6 protein-coding genes are annotated in these 20715 nt (G+C 73.4%); 3 read left to right on the top strand and 3 right to left on the bottom strand.

Features of this window, described 5'->3' with window-relative positions; translation table 11 throughout:
• Nucleotides 1-90: 90 nt before the first annotated feature.
• A complete protein-coding gene (locus tag RB628_RS10585; RefSeq protein ID WP_318320078.1) occupies nucleotides 91-18321 on the bottom strand; it encodes an SDR family NAD(P)-dependent oxidoreductase in 18231 nt (6076 codons plus the stop codon).
• Between the two features lie 361 nt (nucleotides 18322-18682).
• Nucleotides 18683-18940, bottom strand: coding sequence for a hypothetical protein (locus RB628_RS10580; protein ID WP_318320077.1), 258 nt, complete (start codon nucleotides 18938-18940; stop codon nucleotides 18683-18685).
• A gap of 341 nt (nucleotides 18941-19281) precedes the next feature.
• Here RB628_RS10580 and RB628_RS10575 point away from each other — a divergent pair, with 341 nt between their 5' ends.
• The 3 genes from RB628_RS10575 to RB628_RS10565 are packed head-to-tail and all read left to right on the top strand — an operon-like array spanning nucleotide 19282 to nucleotide 20527.
• On the top strand, nucleotides 19282-19629 hold the full coding sequence (locus RB628_RS10575; RefSeq protein ID WP_318320109.1) for a hypothetical protein: 348 nt from the start codon (nucleotides 19282-19284) through the stop codon (nucleotides 19627-19629).
• Nucleotides 19608-19958, top strand: a complete 351-nt coding sequence (locus RB628_RS10570) for a type II toxin-antitoxin system Phd/YefM family antitoxin (protein ID WP_318320076.1) — start codon at nucleotides 19608-19610, stop codon at nucleotides 19956-19958. The genes RB628_RS10575 and RB628_RS10570 overlap by 22 nt, the downstream gene beginning before the upstream one ends.
• Nucleotides 19955-20527, top strand: coding sequence for a Fic/DOC family protein (locus RB628_RS10565; RefSeq protein ID WP_318320075.1), 573 nt, complete (start codon nucleotides 19955-19957; stop codon nucleotides 20525-20527). The genes RB628_RS10570 and RB628_RS10565 overlap by 4 nt, the downstream gene beginning before the upstream one ends.
• A gap of 42 nt (nucleotides 20528-20569) precedes the next feature.
• Here the strand turns inward: RB628_RS10565 and RB628_RS10560 are convergent, their stop codons facing one another.
• Nucleotides 20570-20704 (bottom strand): DUF6183 family protein, encoded by a 135-nt coding sequence (locus RB628_RS10560; RefSeq protein WP_318320108.1) that lies wholly within the window; start codon nucleotides 20702-20704, stop codon nucleotides 20570-20572.
• Between the last annotated feature and the right edge of the window lie 11 nt (nucleotides 20705-20715).

The raw sequence follows: 20715 nt of genomic DNA, 5'->3' as shown, positions 1-20715 counted from the left end.
CCGCGTTCCCGCCTGCCGTGTACCGTCCGGCTCGCGCCGTGTCGCCGTGGTCCGCCGTGCCGGGCCGCTCGGACCCGCTGGTTCCTTCCGTCACCTGGTCACCGCCCGTCCGTCCGTCGCGTCACCGTCGGTGGCCAACAGCCGCAGCAGGTCGTCGACCTGGGCGTCGGACATCGCGTCGACCATCTGTTCCAGCTCCGTCGTCGCGAGGGTGCCCGGCGCGGGTGGTGGTGGCGCGGGTGGTGGCGGCGCGGCGGTCCGGACCGGGGGAACGGTCCGTGTCCCGGGGGCCGCCCGGTCCAGGGCGTCCGGGTGTTCGGCGACCAGCCAGTGGGCCAGCTGCCCGATGGTGATCCACTCGAACAGCAGGGTCGCCGGGACCCGGCCCACGTACGGCTCCAGCGCCTTGTTGAGCTGGAGCACCACCAGCGAGTCGATGCCGTACGTCTCGAAGGTCGCCTCCGGGTCGAACCGGTCGGGTGCCATCTCCAGGACCTGGCCGAAGACGCGCCGGAGCAGTTCCTCGGCGGCTTGGTAGCGATCCTCGGCGGGCCGGGGCGTACCCGGCTGCCCGTGCTCCGCCGGGACCGACGGGCCGGCCGGGGTGTCGGCATTCGGCGCGGCGGCCGAGTGGACGACTGGCTGAACCACTTGCTGAACCACTGGCCGGACGACCAGCCCGTCGCTCACCGCCACGATCAGGCTCTGCGCGGCCTCCCCGTCCCGGGGGAGCCCGTGAGTGGCCACCGGCCCGAACCCGGTGTCGTGCAGCACGTCCCGCCATGAGCGTTCGCTGAGCAGCGGGGTGCCGGGAATGCGGTGCTCGGGGTCCTCGAAGGCCCACCAGCCGTCGGTCAGGCCGAAGACAAGGGTCATCGTGTGGTCCGCCCGGGTGCCTTCCCCCGCGAGCAGCAGGCCGCCCGTCCCGAGCAGGAGCTTGACCCGTTCCAGGGTTCTGTGGATGCGCCGGGTCGCGTGGAAGACGTTCGTGCCGAGCACGATGTCGTACGAGCCGGGCTCGAACCCCTGGGCAGCCAGGTCGCCCTCGATGTCGAGGACCCGGAACTCGGCGAACGGGTGGGCGGCGTTGAAGAGTTGGTGCCCGTGCCGGACGAATCCGGCGGAGATGTCGGTGTACGTGTACTGAACACGCCCGGCGTGCGGCGCGAGCGCCGCCAGTACCGCGCCGCTCGTGCTCCCGGTACCGGCGCCGACCTCCAGGACACGGATCCGGGCCCCGGGGTCCTGGGCGAGCCTCTGCCCGACGTACCGGGCGACCGTGGCGGCCAGGTCCTCGACGACCCGGTCGGTGAGGGCGTTGCCCCGGTAGACGGCGGTCACGGCGTCCAGGGAGCCGCCGGGGAAGAGCACCTCGGTCGCCTCGGTCGTCCCGGCCAGTACGCCGGGCAGTTCCCGGACGCAGCGCAGCAGCAGGTCGGCGACCGGGCCGGTCCACGGTGTCCCGGCAGGCAGCAGAGCACGCGCGACGGCGGGATCGGCCAGGGCCCGGCGGGCCTCCTCGCCCTCCACCGGGGGCAGGGCCACGATCTCGTCGCGCTCCCGGCGGACGTATCCGGCCTCGGCCAACAGGTCCGGCAGCACACCGAACAGCCCCTCGTGCCGCTCCACCACACCGAGTGCGGCGCGCAGTTCGGCGACGGTACGGCGGTCACCGGTACGGCGCAGCAGACCCGCCCGCTGCACCACGCCGAGCAGCAGCAGCCTGCCCAGCCGGTCCAGGGCCCGCGAGGCGTCGAGCTGCTCGCCGACGCGTGCCGGGTCCGCGTCGCCGGCCGGCGGCGGTGCCACGGCCGCGGTGGCCAACGGTGTTGCCCCGAGGGCGGGTTGCGGGCGTACCCGTACGGCGGTGTCGACTCCCAGCGCTTCGAGGACGGGTTCGGTGGCGCGCGTGGCGAGGATCCGGGGCAGGCCGGAGGCGAGGAAGCGCTCCACCGTGGCCATGCCCTCGGCGGCGCCGAGCGGGCGGATGCCGGCCGCGACGAGGCGGCGCAGCGCCTCCTGGCGCTCCGGGTCCCCGCCGTCGTGCCAGTAGCCCCAGTCGAGGACCCGGACCGGGAAGAGCGCGGTGCGGTCCAGGTGCCGGGCGAGAGCGTCGGCGGCGGCACACCCTGCCGCGTAGCCGGCCTGGCCGGTGTTGCCGGCGTAGGCGGTGCCGGAGGAGTACAGGAGCAGGAAGTCGAGCGGCTCGTCCCACACCGCGCGGACCAGGTTCCAGGTGGTGTCGGTCTTGGCGGCCAGGACGGCGTGCAGGGCGTCGTCATCGAGGTCGCGCACCGGGGTGGCGCCGAGCAGCATCGCCGAGTGGATGACGCCGTGCAGCGCGCCGAACCTCCGCCTGGTCAGCTCCACGGCGTTCAGGAGGGCCGCCGGGTCCGTCGCGTCGCACACAAGGTGCAGGACCTCGCCGCCCGACCGCTCGATGCCGGCGATGCGCGCCGCGCGTCGCGCGTCGGGTGCCGTACGGCTGAGCAGGACGAGCTTCGCCCGGTGGATGCGTGCCAGGTGCTCGGCGGTGTCGAGACCGATGGCGCCGAGGCCACCGAGGATCAGGTACACGCCCTGGTCACGGAAGCGGACGGCGCCGTCCGCGGCGGACAGGGCGGGCGGTTCGACCGGCTCCAGACGCAGGATGCGGCGTACTCCGCCGCGCAGCGACACCGCGCGGGCGCGGGTCTCGAAGGGTTCGGCCGCGATCCGGACGGCCGCACCGGCGGCCTCGTCGCCGCGCAGGTCCACGTAGGCCGTGCGCAGCGCCGGGAACTCCTTGTCCAGGACGGAGCAGTAGCCCCACAGTCCGGCCGCCCAGGGCCGGGACGGCTCGTCCTCGCCGAGGGGCAGCACGTCGGTGGTGACGATCTTGAGACGGGCGGGTCCGGCGCCGTCCGCGAGCGGACCACGCACCAGACGGTGCAGGGCGACGACCTCGGCGCGGGCCTCACCCCCGGAGCCTTCGGGTACTTCGTGGTGGCCGGCGAGGAAGTACACCAGGCCTCCTGCCGGGACCGGGAGGGCCGACGGATCGGTCCCGCCGCCGTCGTCCGCCGCTCGCCACAGGTGGCGTACCTCGTCGCCCCGGCGCAGATGTTCCCGGGCGAGCGCCAGGGCCGGCTCGCGCGCCGACTCGGGGGCGGCGATCAGGACGCTCTCCCGGCCCGGGAGCAGAGGCTCGGCGGTCGGCGGGGCGGGTACCCACCGGGGCCGGTACGTGAACGTCTCGTGTTCCAGGGTCTGTTGGGCCTCCCCCGCGGGCGCGGGCCGGCAGGCCACGTCGTGGAAGCTCACGCAGACCCGCCCGCTCGCGTCGAGCAGCGCGACATCGTAGCGGTGTCCGCCGAGTGCGGTCACGTGCGACCAGCCCCCATCCGGGACGGGGCGCAGTACCTGGACCTCCTCGACGGCGAAGGGCATCAGTACGCCGTCGTCGGGGCCGAGGAGCGCGCCGATCGTGTGCAGGGCGGCGTCTGCGAGGCCCGGGTGCAGGGTGTGCGGCGCGAGGGACGAGAGGTGCTCGGCGGCGGGCCGGGCGAGCCGGGCCAGCGCCTCGCCGTCGCCGGTCCACACCTGTTCGACCAGCCGGAAGTACGGGCCGTAACGCAGCCCTCCGCCGTCGAGAGACGCGTAGAGGTCGCTGCCGGTCCGGGTGCGCGGGCAGCGCTCGCGTACGGCGTCGACGCGCACGGTGCCACCGGCGGACGGCCGCGGATCGGCGAGGACGCCCTGGGAGCAGAGGAGTTCGCCGCCACGGATCTCGTACCGTACGACGCCGTCGTGCTCCTGCGTGCGCAGCGCGAGGGCGGTCGTCGCACCCCCGGTCACGGTGACCGGCGCCTGCCAGCGGACGTCCCGCAGGGCACTCGGCCGGTCTGGCAGCGCCGAGAGCACGAGGTCGAGGTGGGCGACGCCGGGCAGGATGCTCCAGCCCCGGACGACGTGGTCGCGCAGCACCGGGTCGGCGGGGTCGAGGGACCACAGGTGGGCGTCGCGGGAGGCGTCCGGGGAGGACAGGTCCGTCCGTTCGGCGCCGCGCGGGTCCGAAAGGGCCGGGGTGAGCGGCGCGGCGGCCGGTCGGCGGGTGAGCCAGTGCCTTTCCGGGGCGAAGGGGTAGGCCGGCAGGGACACCCGGCGGGCCGGGTGGGGCCGTACGTGCTGGAGGATCTCCGCGTCCAGGGACATGCCGGAGGTCCACAGCCTGCCGAGCCGGTCCAGGTCTCCCGCCGAGGCGAGGGCGAGGGCGAGGGTGCGGCCCTCCGGCAGGCCGGTGAGCAGGTCGCTGACGGAGACATCCGCCCTGGCGGCACGGCCCCGCATCGCACGGTCCCCGGTCTCGCCACGGGCGAACGCGTCCAGGACGTCGAGGGCGTCGTCGAGCCCGTACACCGTGGCGGCCAGCCGTTCGGTCATCGCCTCGCGGCCCGCGAGGAGGGTGTGGGCCACATCGGCGAGGGCCGGGGCGCGGCCCTTGTCGCGTTCGCGGCGCAGATGAGCGGCGAGCCGGGCCGCGTGGGCGCGCAGCCGGTCCTCGGTGCGGGCCGAGAGAGCGAGGAGTTCGGGGCGTTTCGTCTCCGGGTCGGCGGGGTTCCCGTCCTCCCGGACGCCGGTGTACTCCTCGACGATGACGTGGGCGTTGGTGCCGCCGGCGCCGAAGGCGCTGACCGCCGCCCGGCGCGGCTCGGCGAACGGCCGGGGCCAGTCGGCGAGTTCGTGCTGCACCCGGAAGGGGGAGGCTGCGAAGTCGATGACCGGGTTGAGGTCCTGCGCGTGCAGCGACGGTACGAGTTCACCGTGGCGCAGTTGCAGGACCGCCTTGGTGAGCCCCGCGATGCCCGCGGCGCCCTCCAGGTGGCCGATGGCCGACTTCACGGAGCCGAGGGAACAGAATCCGCGATCCTGGGTGTGGGTGCGGAACGCCCGTTCCAGCGCGGTGTGTTCGATGGGGTCGCCGAGCGCGGTGCCGGTGCCGTGCGCCTCGACACAGCCGATGCCGCGGGCGTCGACGCCGGCCCGGTGCAGCGCCTCCTCGATCAGCGCCTGCTGGGCACGCGGGTTGGGCACGGTCAGTCCGCTCGTGGCGCCGCCGTGGTTGACGGCGCTCGTCCTGATCACGGCGTGGATGCGGTCGCCGTCCGCCTCGGCCCGAGACAGGCGCTTGAGCAGGACCGCGCCGACGCCCTCGCCGGGCACGTAGCCGCTGCCGCCGTCGCCGAACGACCGGCAGCGGCCGTCCTGGGAGAGCATGGTCATCCGGCTGAGGTGTACGTACTTGTCCGGATGGACGGCGACGTTCACCCCGCCCGCGAGCGCGTAGCCGCACTCGCCCCTCAGGATGCTCTCGCACGCCAGGTGGACGGCGACCAGGGAGGAGGAGCAGGCGGTGTCCACGACCATGCTGGGGCCACGGAAGTCGCCGAAGTACGACACGTGGTTGGCGATGGTCGAGCGGTTCGCCGGGACGGTGACGTGGTTGCCGCGGAAGGACTCCTCGGCGGCCAGGACGGCGTAGTCGCCCCACATCACTCCGACGAAGACACCGACATCACGTCCCTCGCCCCCGAAGCGCGGCCGGGGCAGCGCGTCGAGCGGGTAGCCGGCGTCCTCCAGGGTGGCCCAGGCGGTCTCCAGGAAGAGCCGCTCCTGCGGGTCCATCGCCTTCGCCTGGGCCGGCGAGAGCCGGAAGAACAGCGAGTCGAAGGTATCGACGTCGTCGAGGAACCCGCCCCAGCGGCCGTAACTGCGGCCCGGCGCGGTCCGGTCCGGGTCGAACAGCGCGTCGGCGTCCCACCGGTCGGCGGGCACCTCGGTGACACAGTCCCGCCCGGCCCGCAGGTTCTCCCAGAACTCCCCGAGGTCACGGGCCTTGGGGTAGCGGCCGCTGATGCCGATGATCGCGACGGCGTCGTCGGAGTCCGGGGCGGCGGCGGTGACGGAGGCCGTCGGCACCGGTGCGGAAGAGATCCGCGGAGATACGGGAGCGGCCGGCGCCGGTTGCGGTTCGCCGAACAGTCGGGTCACGTCCGTCGGATGCTCCCGCAGGAGGAACTCGGCGACCTCCGTCACGGTGCGGCACTCGAAGAAGAGGGTGCCTGGCAGGCCGGGGAAGTCCCTGCCGAGCAGGGTATTGGCCTCCATCACCATCACCGAGTCGAGCCCGTACGCGTCCAGCGGGGTACCGCTGTCGAGCCGGGCCGGCGCCAGCTTCAGCACCTCGGCGAGGCGTGCGCGGACGTGCTCGGCCGTACGGGAGCGCAACAGGCCGTCGGCGGGGGCGGCACCCATGGAAGCGGACGGCGGCTCGGCGATGGCGGAGGCGGAGGCGTCGACGCGGGTGGTGACGTCGGTGTCCGTGCTGTGGACGCCGAGCGCCCGGTCCACCGCCGCGTCCTCGCCCAGCGCGGGCAGCAGCACCGGCGACGCGTACGCCCAGGCCCGTTCGAACAGTCCGGGTCCCTCGGCCGCGGTGACCGGACGCATCCCGGTGGCGTCCCGGTAACGGTTCAGCACGGCCGGACTCAGCGCGGCGTCCACTCCCCCGACCGTCCACAGGGGCCAGGCCAGCGACAGGGTGCGGCCGTGACGCAGCCCCTGTCGCACCCACTCCTCGCGCCGCTCGGCATAGGCGTCCAGGTAGCGGTTGGCGGCGGCGTAGCTGCCCGCGCCGTAGTCGCCGAGGTGGCCGGAGACCGACGAGAACAGCACGAACAGGTCGAGCGGTTCGTCCCGGGTGAGACGGTCGAGGTTCTCGGTGCCCCGGGTCTTCGCGGCGAGGACCCGTTCGAACCGGTCGCGGTCGGCGTCGCGCAACGGGGTCGGGTCGTAGGTTCCGGCGGCGTGAAAGACGCCGTCGAGCCGTCCGAAGCGTGCAGTGGTCTCGGCCAGCGCCCTGCGGACGTCGTCGGGCACCGTGACGTCGGCACGTACCGCGAGCACCTCGGCGCCCAGCGCGGTGAGCCGCTCGGTCTCGGCGCGGGCGGCCTCGTCCAGCGGGGAGCGGGCCAGCAGGACCAGCCGGGCCCGGTACCGCTCGGCGAGATGGCGGGCGAAGACCAGTCCGATGCCGCCGCTGCCGCCGGTGATCAGATAGACGCCCCGGTCCCGCAACGGGACGGCGCCGGCCGCCGGCCCGGGTGCCGCGGCCCGGCGCACCACGCGCTCCAGGCGCTGCCCGTCCTCGGTGCGGCGGACCTCGGCGGTCCTCGACCCGGCGCCGCAGGCCGCCAGTTCGTCCGGGACGGTACGGACGAGTTCCGCCGCCGACGGCACGCCGCCGTCGTACCGAACGGCACGGAATCGCAGTTGCGGCGGCCCGCTCTCGGCGGCTCGGGCCAGCCCGGCGACGGCCTCCTGCTCCGGAAGCCCGGTGTGGGCGTACAGCAGCCGCAGGATGGTGTGGTGGTCGCGGGCCGCGTGCAGCAGGTGCAGTACGGAGTAGAGGCCGGTCGTGAACTCGGCTGCGGCGTCCGGGAGTTCGGCCGTCAGGTCCCACAGGTGGGCGACGTCCAGCGCGGGGCGTACGCCGTTGTCGGCCAGGTGGGCCAGCAGGCGCCGGTAGTGGCCGGGGTTCCGGGGGTCGATGGTCCAGGTGCCGCAGCCGTCTGCGGCAGCGGGGCCGGTGTGGAGGCGCTCGCCGGGCTGTACGCGTACCACGCGGGACCAGCGTCCCGAGCGGGCGAACAGCCGTGCGGGCTCAGGGTCCGAGGACAGCACCAGAAGGGTGTCGGCTCCCGGCGCCGTGGGCGCGGCGGGCGCGGCCGGGATGGCCCTGGGCTCCCAGCCGAAGGCGTAGAACAGCGCTTCGCCCGCCTCGTGTGCGTCGGACGGGGTGCCGGGGGCGAAGGAGGCGGCCGGCGAAGGAAGGGCCGCCGGCGTCGGGGTGTCGGTCAGCACACGTCCCGCGAAGTCGCGCACGCGGACCACCACGGCGCCCCGCTCGTCGGTGACGACCACGTCGAACCGCTGGACGGTCGCGGACCGGGTCCCCGCCGCGGGCACCGCGTGGGCGAAGCAGACCGGCGGCAGCGGCGCGTGGATCTCGATCTCCCCGAGGGAGAAGGGGACGACCAGGTCGTCCGCGCCGGGAGCCGTGCCCCGGTTCATCCAGTGCACGGCCCTGAGCAGACCGTCGAGGAGGGCGGGATGAAGGGTGAACCCGCTTGTCCCAGAGGGTGGTTCGGGCAGCGCGGCCTCGACGAGGACCTCGTCGAGGCCGGTCCGCACCTCCCGCATCACCTGGAACGAGGGCCCGTAGTGGAAGCCCGCCCGCCGGTAGTCGGCGTAGGCCTGGGGGCCGGGCCGCGAGGCCGCACAGCGGCGGCGCACCCCGTCGAGGTCGACCGGCGGCCCGGCCGGGCCGGGCGCGCCGGCGTCCGCGACGCCGCGCACGTGGGTGATCCGTCCGCCGTCGTCCGCCCGGCTGAACACCTCGAACGTGACGGTGTGGGCGTCGGTGGCGGCCCCGGCGTGCAGGGCGACGAACACGTCGAGGGTGCCGTCGACGACGTCGACCGGCCGGCCCCACATCACGTCGCGCAGCCGTCCGGGGGCCTGGCCGGCGCCCTGTTCGACCGCCGCCCTGGCCATCTCCAGGAGGGCGGTACCGGCCAGCAGCCGTCGTCCGGCGACCTCGTGGTCGGCGAGCAGGTCGTCGTCGCGGCGCAGGCCGGTGCGGAACCGGGTCTCGGTGAGCGTGGACTCGTTGGTGTGCACGAGCGGATGGATGCGCGCCACGCCGGCGGTGGAGGCCGTCGGCCCGGCGAGGTCGCCGCCCAGCCAGTACCGCTCCCGGGCGAAGGGGTATCCCGGGAGCGGCACCCGGCGCGGCGCGCGGGTGTCGGCGAGCGGTGCGAGGGAGACGGCCATGTCCAGGGCCGCCCCGCCCACCCACCGACGGGCTTCGGTCACGACAGCGGTCTCCGCGCCGCCGTCGGAAAGCAGATCCGTCCCACTGTCGCGGTGCCACAGGCAGTCCGGTACCGCGGTGCCCTCGGCGAAGGCGGTCAGGGCGTCGGCGAAGGCCGCGCCGTCGTCGGTGACGACGGCCAGCCGCTCGGCCATGGGATCGCGGCCGACGCGGAGCGTGTGCGCGACATCGGCAAGTTCGACCCGCGCGGTGCGCAGGAACCGGCCGAGGCGTCCGGCGTACTCCCGCAGCCGCACCTCGTCCCGTGCGGACAGCACGTACAGCAGCGGACGCGGGGTGCGCTGCCCGGCGGCGGGCGGCTCGGGTGCGGCCGGGGCGGGCGGTGCCTCGGCCAGCACCAGGTGGGCGTTGGAGCCGCCGGCGCCGAACGAGCTGAGTCCGGCCCGGCGGGGTGCGCCGTCCGGCCGGGGCCAGTCGGCGAGTTCGCGCTGCACCCGGAACGGGGAGCGGGCGAAGTCGATGTTGGGGTTGGGGCGTTCGGAGTGCAGGGACGGGACGAGCCGGCCGTGCCGGAACTGCAACAGGACCTTCGTCAGGCCCGCGATGCCGGCGGCGGCCTCCAGGTGGCCGATGTTCGACTTCAGCGACCCGATGGGGCAGTACGGGGTCACGGGTCCGCCGGTGTCGCCGTCCCCGCGGCCGTGCTCGTGCTCGACGGTCGAGAAGGCCTTGCGCAGTCCGGTGATCTCGATCGGGTCGCCGAGCGGGGTGCCCGTGCCGTGCGCCTCGACGAAGCCCAGGTCGCGAGGCGAGACCCGGGCCCGGCGCAGCGCCTGTTCGACGACGCGCTGCTGTGCGTTGGGGTTGGGAACGGTGTACCCGTTCGTACGGCCTCCGTGGCCCACAGCGGCCCCGGTGATGACGCCGTGGATGTGGTCGCCGTCGGCGACGGCCCGGCGCAGCGGCTTGAGCAGCACCGCGCCGACGCCCTCCCCGGGCACGTATCCGGTGCCGCCGTCCCCGAAGGAGCGGCAGCGGCCGTCGGTGGACACGAATCGGCCCTGGCTGAGATAGACGTACTTGTGCGGGTGGAGGGAGAGGTTGACGCCGCCCGCGATCGCCAGTTCGCTCTCTCCGTCGCGCAGGCTCCGGCAGGCCAGGTGCAGGGCGGTGAGCGAGGAGGAGCACATGGTGTCCACAGCCAGGCTGGGCCCGGACAGGTTCAGTACGTACGACACCCGGTTGGCGATGGAGGCGTGCAGCGAGGCCGGTACGGGGCCCTCGCCGCGCCGGACGCGGTCGGCGCCGTACAGCTGGTACTCCGCGTACATGGCGCCGACGAAGACCCCGACGGGCCGCCCTGCGAGTTCGGCGGGCCGGTATCCGGCGTCCTCCACGGTGTGCCACGCGGTCTGCAGGAACAGCCGTTCCTGCGGGTCCATCAGCTCGGCCTCACGCGGGGAGATACCGAAGAACAGCGGGTCGAACCGGTCGACGTCGTCAAGGAATCCGCCCCACTTGGCGTAGGCGCGGCCGGGGGCCGGGTCGCCCTCCTGGAAGTACCGGCGGTGGTCCCAGCGCTCCGGCGGCACCTCTGTCACGCAGTCGCGGCCCGCCACCAGGTTCTCCCAGAACGCGTCGAGGTCGGCGGCCTGCGGATAGCGGCCGCTGAGGCCGATGACAGCGACGGCGTCCTCGGGCCAGTCGTCCGACGCGAAGTCGTCGTACGCGGTGGCGGTGGCGACCACGGGAGGGCGGGCCCGGACACTGTCGCCGGGCGGCGACTGCCGCTCGCCGCCCGCGAGTTCGCGGAGGCGGGGGGCGTGGTGGGCGGCAAAGTACTCGGCCAGTTCGGCGAGGGTGACGTACTCGAAGAAGAGGGTCTTGGACAGTTCCCCGAATCGCTCCTCCAGATCGACGTTGAGCTTGACGACGAGGAGGGAGTCGATGCCGTACCGGTCCAGCGGGACCTCGGGGTCGAGCGTGGCGGGGTCGAGTTTCGTGTGGGCCGCGAGGACACCGCGCAGCAGGTCCTCGGCGACGACGCGCGGGTCCGGCCCCGGTTCGGCGACAGCGGGCTCGGGCACCTGGGCACTCTCCTCAAGGACGGGGGACGCGACGGTCGGGGTGGCGGGGTCGTCGAGTGCCACGCGTACGGCACCGCCGGGCAGGGTGAGTGCGGTCTCGAAGGCGGCGAGGCCGACCTCGGTGGGCAGGGCCCGGGAGCCGAGCGCCTTTTCGAGCAGGGCGGCCGAGGTGTCGTCGGGGCGCATCCCGCCGTCCCGCCACAGCGGCCAGGCGAGGGACAGGGACCGGCCGCGGCGGCGCCCGTCCGCCGCCATCCGCTCGCGGACGGCCATCGCCTGGTCCATGAAGGCGTTGGCGAAGGCGTAGTCGGCCTGGCCCACGTTCCCGGACGACGAGACGGCCGACGAGAAGGTCACGAAGAAGTCCAGGTCGTGCCCGGCGGTCAGCCGGTCGAGGTGGGCCGTGCCTTGGACCTTGGGGGCGAGTACGTCCAGCAGGTCCTGGGGCGTCTTGGCGACCAGGAACGAGTCCCGAAGCACGCCGGCGGCGTGGATGACGCCGTGCAGCGTGTCGTGCTCGGCCGCCACCGCAGCCAGCACCGTGCGGACGTCCTCCTCGCGGCCGGTGTCGGCGCGCAGGTGACGAACCGTAGCCCCGGACGCGGTCAGCGCGTCGAGCCGGGCCCGGGTGCGCGCGTCCGGCTCGGAGCGGCCGACCAGGAAGAGGTGCGCCCGGACGCGGGCGGCCAGATGCTCGGCGAGCAGCAGGCCCAGCCCTCCGACGCCACCGGTGATCAGGTAGACACCCCGCTCGCGCAGGACGCTCCCCCGCTCTACCGCAGGCGGCACCACCGCCCGGTCGGTACGGGCCAGGCGGATGCCCCGCTCATAGCGGACCGCGGGTACGGGACCGGCCTCGGCGGGGGTGGTCCCGGTGCCGAACTCCCTCAGCACCAAAGCCAGTTGAGTTTCGAGAGGGCCGGGGGCGAGTCCCGCCACCCGGTACTCCAGCGCGGGGTTCTCCAGCCGCGCGGTGCGCGCGAAGGCCACGACGGCCTCGTACGCCGGTACGGCCTCGTGGGCGGGGTGCGCCGAAACCTGCTCACCGCCCCCGTCGTCCGGGGTCAGCGGATGGACGTACAGCAGCCGGACACGTTCCGCCGGGCGGCGGGCCAGCAGTGCCTTCGTGAGAAGGAACAGCGAACCGATTCCGGTGTCGAGCAGACCGGCGCCGAAGGGATCGGCCGGGCCGGCCGGGGCCGAGAGACTCCACATGTGCAGGATGCGGCGGGGAGCGATCCCGTCCGTGTGCAGGGCCGTCAGCAGATCGGTGAAGGAATCGGGCCGGGCCGGGTCCATCTCGTACGTGTGTCCGTCGATACGGCGGAATCCGGTGCCGGGGAGCGCGAGCGCCACCGGGGTGTCCTGCTCGCCGGCCTCCCGGAGCGCGCGCCGCAGATCCTCGCGCGTCCGAGCACTGTCCGCGAGGAGCAGGAAGGGGCCGGTGCTGTCGTTGTTGCCGGCGGCGAGCGGCGCGGGCGACCACTCGCCGCGCAGGAAGCGCGGCCCCGGTTGCGCCTCATGGTGTTCGGCCGCGCCCGGCCCCGTGCCGCCGTCCGGGAGGCGGCGCAGGACCAGGTCGGAGATGCGTACCGCTACGGTTCCGTCCTCCCTGACCAGCGCCAGGTCAAGCCGGGCCACCCCGCTGCCGCCGGTGGCCGACCGGGTGACGTGTACCGTGCACCGGTTCCCGGGTTCGGCGAGCAGCCGCAGGGAACCCATCCGGATCGGCAGCTGGGCGGCCCCGCCGTCCCCGCCCGAGGCCGCGAGCAGACACGCCGCGGCCTGCAGGGCGCCGTCGAGGAGGGCGGGGTGGAGCACCAGGGTGCCGGGACCGGCGAAGCCGCCGTCCGCGACGCACGGGGCATCGATCGGCGGTACCTCGACGACCGCCACCGCCTCCTCGCCCGCGCGGTGGGCGAACTCCCGCAGGGTGCGCATCCCGGGCCCGTGCAGGATGCCGCGCTGCCGCAGCAGGTCGTAGCAGTCGTCGGGGGTGACTCGTGTGGGGCAGCGCGACAAGGAGGCGGCGGTGTCGAACCGCTCCGGGGCGCCACCCGAGCCGTACTGGACGAACTCGCCTGTCGCATAGGTCCGTTCACCCTCGCGATCCTGCGCCGGGTCCTCCCTGCCCGGGTCCGTGCCGTCGGCCAGGACGGTGAAGTGGTGTGTTCCGTCGCGGGGTTCGAGCACGATCCGCAGGGTGCGGGAATCACTGCCGAAGGAGAGCATCCGCTGGAACGCGACGTCCCGCAGCGTGCCGTACCGCATCCCGGTCGCCGACTCGCCCAATGCGCGCACCAGTTCGAGGTACACGACAGCCGGCAGCACGGGCGTGGCGCGTACGGTGTGGTCGGCCAGGTACGGTTCGGCGCCGGTGAGCGTGATCTCGTGACGAACGGAAAGCGGCGCTCCGACCGGTTTCGCGGACGTCCGCAGCCGGGGGGCGGGCACGCCCTGGACGGCGGCCGGGAGCGGGCCCGCCACATCGCCCTGACCGGCGCCCCGTTCCGCCGAGGGCTCCAGCCAGAAGCGCCGCCCCTCGAAGGGATACGTCGGCAGCGGCACCCGGTGGCGGCGCTGCCCCCGGTAGAACCGCGCCCAGTCGATGTCCGCACCGCCCAGCCAGGCGTCGCGGACGGCCGTCAGCGGGGAGGCGCCGGCGTCCACCACGAGGACGAGCTCCTTCTTCACGGCACCCAGGTCCCCGTACGGCAGGATCCGCGGCCCCGGCTGCGGCCATGCCCCCGAGTCCAGCGCGGCGAGAGCCTGTTCGACGGTCAGGGCGCCGGTCAGGCACCCCGCGACCAGTTCCCCAATGCCCTCCGCGTAGAGCGCGCCGGGGAGCAGGCCCCACTCCTGCCAGAGCCCGGCCAGGGCGTACTGGAAGGCGAACTCCCGTCCCCGCGCACCGAGTCGCTGCGAACCGGCGGTCCGACAGGCCTCGTAAAGCCGGGCGAACTCCGTTTCCATGGCGGCGAGTTCGGCGGCAGTGTCGCCTGTGCCGGCCCCGCCCGAGGGTAGGGCGAGGGCGAGCCGGGGTGGCGTGTAGGGGGCCCGCGCGGTGCGGTCGGTGTGCCCAGCGGTGTCTTCGAGCAGCCGTACGGCTTCGGCGATGTCCCGGCACAGCAGCGCGCGCCGGTGCCGGTGGGCGGTGCGACCCACCGCCAGGGTGTGGGCGACGTCGGCCAGGGGCAGTTCGGGGTGGCGGCGCAGGTGTTCGGCGAGGTCGGCGGTGGCCCGGTCCAGGGCGGTGGGCGTGGCGGCGGAAAGCAGCAGGAGCTGTCCCGGGCGGGACGGGCCGGACGGGAGGCGCCGCGGCGCCTCCTCCAGCACCGCGTGGGCATTGGTGCCGCCGACGCCGAAGGAGCTGACCCCGGCCCGGCGCGGCGCCCCGGCATCGGGCCACGGACGCAGTTCCGTGGCGACCCGGAACGGGCTGTCCTCGAACTCGATGGCGGGGTTGGGGTGTTGGTAGTTGATGCTCGGCACGATGGTGCGGTGGCGCAGCATCAGTGCCACCTTGATCAGACCGGCCACGCCCGAAGCGGCGTCCAGGTGCCCGATGTTGGGTTTGACCGAGCCGACGGGGACGTGGCGGCCCTGGTCCACCGGCTGCCCGAACGCCTGCGTGAGCGCCGCGATTTCCACCGGGTCGCCCAGGGCGGTGCCCGTGCCGTGCGCCTCCAGGTAGCCGATCGAGTCCGCGTCCACTCCGGCCGCGGCCTGCGCGCGGACGACCACCTGGGCCTGCCCGTCCCGGGCAGGCGCCGCGTAACTGATCTTCTGCGCACCGTCGTTGTTGGTCGCGGTGCCCAGGATGACCGCGTGCACGGTGTCACCGTCGGCGACGGCGTCGCTCAGCCGCTTCAGCACGAGGACCCCGGACCCGTTGCCGAAAACCGTGCCGCTCGCGTCGGCGTCGAAGGCGCGCACCTGCCCGTCGGCCGAGAGGATCGCCCCCTCCTCGAACAGGTGCCCGCGGGTCTGGGGCACCCGCAACGCCACACCGCCCGCCAGCGCCATGTCCAACTCGCCGCAGCGCAGGGCCTGGCAGGCCAGATGGACGGCGACGAGAGACGTGGAGCAGGCGGTCTGGACCGTGTAGCTGGGGCCGGTCAGGTTCAGCTTGTAGGCGACGCGGGTGGCCAGGTAGTCCTTGTCGTTGCCGAACAGGACCCGGAAATACTCGGAGGTGGTCGTCCGGTCGGTCGCTGCGAGCACGTTGTCCTGGAGGTAGGTGTTGTTCGCTGCGCCGCCGAAGACGCCGACGGAGCCGCTGGGCCCGGACGCGTCGTAACCGGCGTGTTCCAGCGCCGTGTGGCAGGTCTGCAGGAACAACCGGTGCTGGGGGTCGGTCAGTTCGGCCTCGGCGGGGTTCAGCCCGAAGAACGCGGCGTCGAACAGCTCCCCCTCCGGGAGCGCGCCGTACGCCTTCACGTACCGCGGATCGCGGATCAGCTCCGCGGGCACACCGGCGGCGGCGAGTTCGTCGTCCCCGAAGCGGGTGATCCCCTCCAGGCCGCCGCTGAGCAGCTCCCAGTAGGCGTCCAGGTCCCGGGCGCCGGGTACGTGGGCGGCCATGCCCACGACGGCGACGGCGACGGCGTCGCGGACGCCGGCCGCACCGGGGGCCGGGGGGATGAGGACCGCCGGCGACCCGGCCGTGTCCCGAGGGGCCCCCGTCTCCCGGGGCTCTCCCGTGTCCCGGGTGTGCCGCGCGGCCTCCGTTCCCGCCGGGACCGCTGTGCTTTCCGCGCTTTCCGCGGCCTGGGTGCGTCGCTGTTCGGCGACCAGGTAGCGGGCCAGGTGCAGGGGGACGTGGTGGTCGAAGACCAGGGTGCGCGGCAGTCGCAGGCCGGTGTCCTGGGCCAGCCGGTCCCGGAGCTCGACCGCGAGCATCGAGGTGAAGCCGAGGTCGCCGAGCGAGCGGACGGCCCACTCCGGTTCCACCGTGTCGGGCGAGTCCGTGCCGAGCAGGGCGGCGACATGGGCACCCACCAGGTCCAGCGTCGTGTGTTCCGCCTCGGCGTGTGAGAGGTCGGGGGCGGGAGGGACCCCGGTCGCGGCGGACGGCGTGTCCTGCGGGCCGGCCTGGTTCACGCGCGCCGGGCCCGCCTCGTCCTCGCCCCCGGGGCTCCCGACGTTCCCGACTCCCCTGCCGTCCACACCTTCCACGCCGGCGCGGCTCGGTCGCGGTTCCCGGCCGAACGGTTCGGCCCGGTCCACGGGCACCCCGCGCACGTACATCTCGGCAAGCGCGGTCAACAGCGCCGTCCGGCCGCCCTGTTGGCGTCTCAGTGATCCCACGGCCACGCTCTCCGCCTCGGTCCCGGCACTCTCCAGGACCGCCTTGACGCCCATGACGAGGGCCGGGTGGGGGCTGAGTTCGACGAAGGTCCGGAAGCCGTCCTCGGCGTGGGCGCGGACGGTGTCGGCGAACTCCACCGTGTCCCGCAGGTTGCGGCACCAGTACGCGGCGTCCAGTTCGGTGCCGTGCAGCGGTTCGCCGGTCACGGTGGAGCGGAACGGGATGCGAGCCGGGCGCGGGACGATACCGGCCAGGTCGCGCGTCATCCGGTCGGTGATGGTGTCGATATGGGCCGAGTGCGCGGCCAGGCCGACGTCGATCACCCGGGCGCGTACGCCGTCGGCGCGCAGGTCGTCGACCAGAGCCGCGACCTCGCCCCGGTCGCCGGAGACGAGGACCCAGTCGGGCCCGTTCACCGCGGCGAGGCCGACCCGTCCACCGCGGCCGGCCAGCCGTTCGCGCACCGCCTCCGGGGGCAGTTCCACCGAGGCCATGTCGCCCGTGCCGACCAGCGTCGCCTGTGCCTTGCTCCACTGGGCGACGACCGTCGCCGCATCCTGGAGCGACAGCGCGCCGCTGACATGGGCGGCGGCCACCTCGCCGAGGCTGTGCCCGATCACCGCGTCGGGGCGGACGCCCCAGGAGTCCCACAGCGCGGCGAGCGACACCATCACCGTGAACAGGGCGGGCTGCACCACGTCGACCCGCTCCAGCGAGGCAGCGCCGGGCCGGTCGTACAGCACGTCCGTCAACGACCAGTCCAGCAGCGGCGCGAAGGCCGCCATGCAGCGCTCCGCCTCCGCCCGGAAGACGGGGCCGGCGGCGAGCAGGTCCGCGGCCATGCCCTGCCACTGCGAGCCCTGGCCGGGGAAGACGAAGGCGATGCGCCCGTCGGTCACCGTAGCCGCACCCCGGATCACCCCGGCGGCGGGCCTGCGGGACGCGACGGCGGTGAACCCGCGCCGGAAGTCCTCGGGCCGACGGCCCAGCACCACGGCCCGGTGCCGGTGCCCCTCCCCGGCGCACGGCGGCTCGGGGGCGGCCCCGGTGAAGTCCGTCAGCTCCGTCAACTCGGCTGCCCGCAGCGCCAGTTCGGCTGCCGATGGCGCAGTGAGCACCCAGGGCGCCTCGGGCACGTCGTCGCTCACATCGGCCCGGGCGGAACCGGCTCGATCGCTGCCCCCTTCGGACCCGGTGCTCCCACGGGCGGGGAGCCTGATCCGTCGGCGCCCCTCACCCTCGTACACCTGCTCCCAGTCGACGTCCGCCCCTGCGAGCCAGGCCCGCCGCAACCCTTCGAGCGGGGAGTCGACGCCGGGCGTAAGGACAAGGAGGCCGACGGGCGACTCCGGGTCCTGCTCCAGGGTTTCCGGGGCTCCCAGGGGCTCCACCGGAACGCGTGAACTCGCGACACCGCGTTCGAGGCCGGGCACCGTGGCCCACACCTCGTCCCCGAAGTCTCCGGAGCCACCGGAATCGTCGAGCAGGGTGATCGCCCGGCGCAGTCCCAGCCCCCCGCCGACCACGGCGGCGACGAGCCGACCCACTCCGTCGGCGTGCAGGGCGCTGGGTGACAGCCCCCACCGCATCCACAGGCGGGCCGTCGCGTACTGGAAGGCGAAGGCCGCTCCACGGTCCCCGTGGCGCAGGGCGCCCGCCCGGCGGCAGGCACGGTGATACCGGTGGAAGGCCGGGTGGAGACGCGCGGCCTCCTCCGCCTGCCGTCCGCTGTCGGGTAAGTTGGCGGGGAGTGCGAACGTGAGGCGGGCACCGGGGCGGCAGGCGGTGTCGTGCCCGACGCCGCCCGCGAGCAGTTCCGTCAATGCCCGGGACGCCTGCCCCGGGCCGTGGCACACGACGGCGAACCGGTACCGGTGGCTTCTGCGTCCCGTGGCCAAGGTGTAGGCGGCGTCGGCGAGTTCGGGCGCAGGGAGGCCGCGCAGCCGGTCTGCGAGGTCGGCGGCGGCGGAAACCAGCTCCCGGGCCCGTTTGGCGGACAGCACCACCAGATACGAACGGCCCTCGTCCACAGCGGCAGTCGACGACACTCGCAGCACCTCCCACGCCTACGACGACCCTGCATTCGTACGGGCTCGCCTCAGTTGTGGTTTCAACATTCATCGCGGGTGCTGCGGTCGTCACCACCCAATCAGGTAGAGCCGACGACGTTCCCTCCGCCAAAAGGCTACTCATCCGGGTGGTTTGAAAACGTCTCCCCAGACAGCGTCGAATTCGATCAAGGTCGCCGGTCAACCGAAAGTGGAGCGGCGACATTCAGCCCGGATCCACCGGCTGATGCCTGTGGATGGGTTCTCCGAAAACGAGGAAGAGCCTTGTGAGCTGCGATGATGGGGGTTCTTGAGGCTTCCAGCACGCACGATGGCAAGACTCTTCCGAGACGCAATCTTTTCATGCCGCCGTCCATGTCTCCGCGCTCTTCGACGAGCCGAATCTGATCGCGGACGCGGGCCTGCTGCCGCTGGTCGCTCTCGCCGAGCAGGCCGGGCTGCCCGAGCTGGCCGCCACCGTTCGCATCGAGGCGGCCGACAACAGCGGCGGGGCCCATCCGGCGGCCAAGGTGATGTCGCTGCTGGGCGCGATGTGCGCCGGGGCCGGCTCCCGGCCGCCGCCCTCATCGCCGCGTGACGCCTCCCAGGCTTCCCGCATCGAACCCCTGACGCCCTCCAACAGCGGAAGGCTGGTGGAGGGTGTCAGGGGTTCGGCAAGCCGGGCTGTAATGCACGGAGAATCACCGCAGATCAGTGATCAGGACGAGTGCCCACAGTGGCCGCGTGGGTGGCTACCTTCGTGGCTGCGTTCGTAGCCGTGAGGTCCGGTTTGAACCGGTACGGACCGGAGTTCGACCAAGCTCCCGATCCGGCAAAAAAGGGTCACTGACCAGTATGTTCCCTGGTCAGGGACCCTTGGCGGCAGACGAGTCGGGCTGTACGCCGGGGAGAATCACCGAAACGCTGTGACCTGCACAAACGTACAGGCAGGACGTTTCCGTGACTACTTTTGATGGCTACGTAAGGAGGCGCCCCACGCCGGAGCGGTCCGGACGGGGCTTCGTCGTTCTCGGAGAAGCCGGTTCGGCGGCCACCGAGGCGGACGGCATCACCGCCGGCATGGTGATCACCGAACTCAATCGGCGCGATGTGCCGGTGGTCCGGTTCAACCCCGCCGACATCAGCGAGGACCTCGCGGTCTCGGCTGACGGCCGCCTCCGGGACGGGGTTGGGGATGCCTCCAGAGCCGCCCGAGGCGGGACACTCACCGGAATCCGTACTAGAATCTGTACAGAATCAAGCCTCTATATGGGTACGGTGACAGCATGGAGATTCCTGAGGTCGTGACCGTCAGCGACGCGCGCACGAGACTGTCGCGGATCCTGACCGACCTGTCGGAGTCCGGCGCGGATGCCGACCCGGTCCTGATCGGCGCCCACCGCAAGCCCCAGGGCGTCCTCCTGTCCGTCGAGGCCTTCGAGGCGCTGAGCGGACGAGCGGCACGACGTGCGGCCGTCGCCTCGGCCACCGGCTCCATCGAGGCCGAGGGGCTCCAGGCATCCAATGCCTCAGACCGCGACACCGAGGCGTACGTGAAGGGCGACCTCGACGTGGACACCCTTGTCGCCCGCGCGATCGCCCGCCACCGACAGACTTCGGAGCGGCGGGCAGGGTGAACGATCCGTACGCCATGCCGGGCGGCGTGCTGCGCAACAAGCTCGGCATCACCGACCATAAGCTGCTCGCGGCTGCGGAGGCGGACATCACCCGGGCGCGCCTCGTCATGCTCGCCGAACGCCCCTTACCCGGCGCGTACGACCTCGGCCATCTCCAGGCGTTCCATGCCGCGATCTTCGGTGACATCTATCCGTGGGCAGGCGAGTTACGCACCGTGAACATCGCCAAGCGCACACCGTTCTGTCCGGCGAGAAACCTGGTGCCCTACGCCGGCGAGTTCTTCGGTCGTCTCGCCTCCTCCGGTCATCTGCAGAATCTCCACCGGCAGGCATTCGTCATCCAACTGGCCACGTTGTACGGCGACCTGAACGTCCTCCACCCGTTCCGCGAGGGCAACGGCCGTGCCCAGCGGGCGTTCCTGACCCAGCTCAGCGCGGACGCGGGATACGACCTGAACTGGTCGGGCACCGACCCCCAGCGCAACGAGGACGCCTCGGTGAAGAGTTTCCTCGGCGACAACAGCCTGTCGGAGCAGATACTCGACGACCTCATCACCACCACGGGGTGACGCCTCCGCCTCCCGACCGGCACGCGCGGCGCCTGGCGCGCGTCAGGCCGAAACGGAGTGCGCCGGTTCCCTGTCAGTGTCCGTCGCCGCCAGCACCGCGACCCGGGTACCACCGGGATCGAGTACGCCGAAAGCCACGTCCGCCGTGTCGTGGTGGAACCAGTCCGTGAACGCCATGAAACGCAGCC

The sequence above is a fragment of the Streptomyces sp. ADMS genome, from assembly GCF_033441795.1.
GTDB lineage: Bacteria > Actinomycetota > Actinomycetes > Streptomycetales > Streptomycetaceae > Streptomyces.
This window is presented reverse-complemented; position numbering and strand designations above follow the sequence as displayed.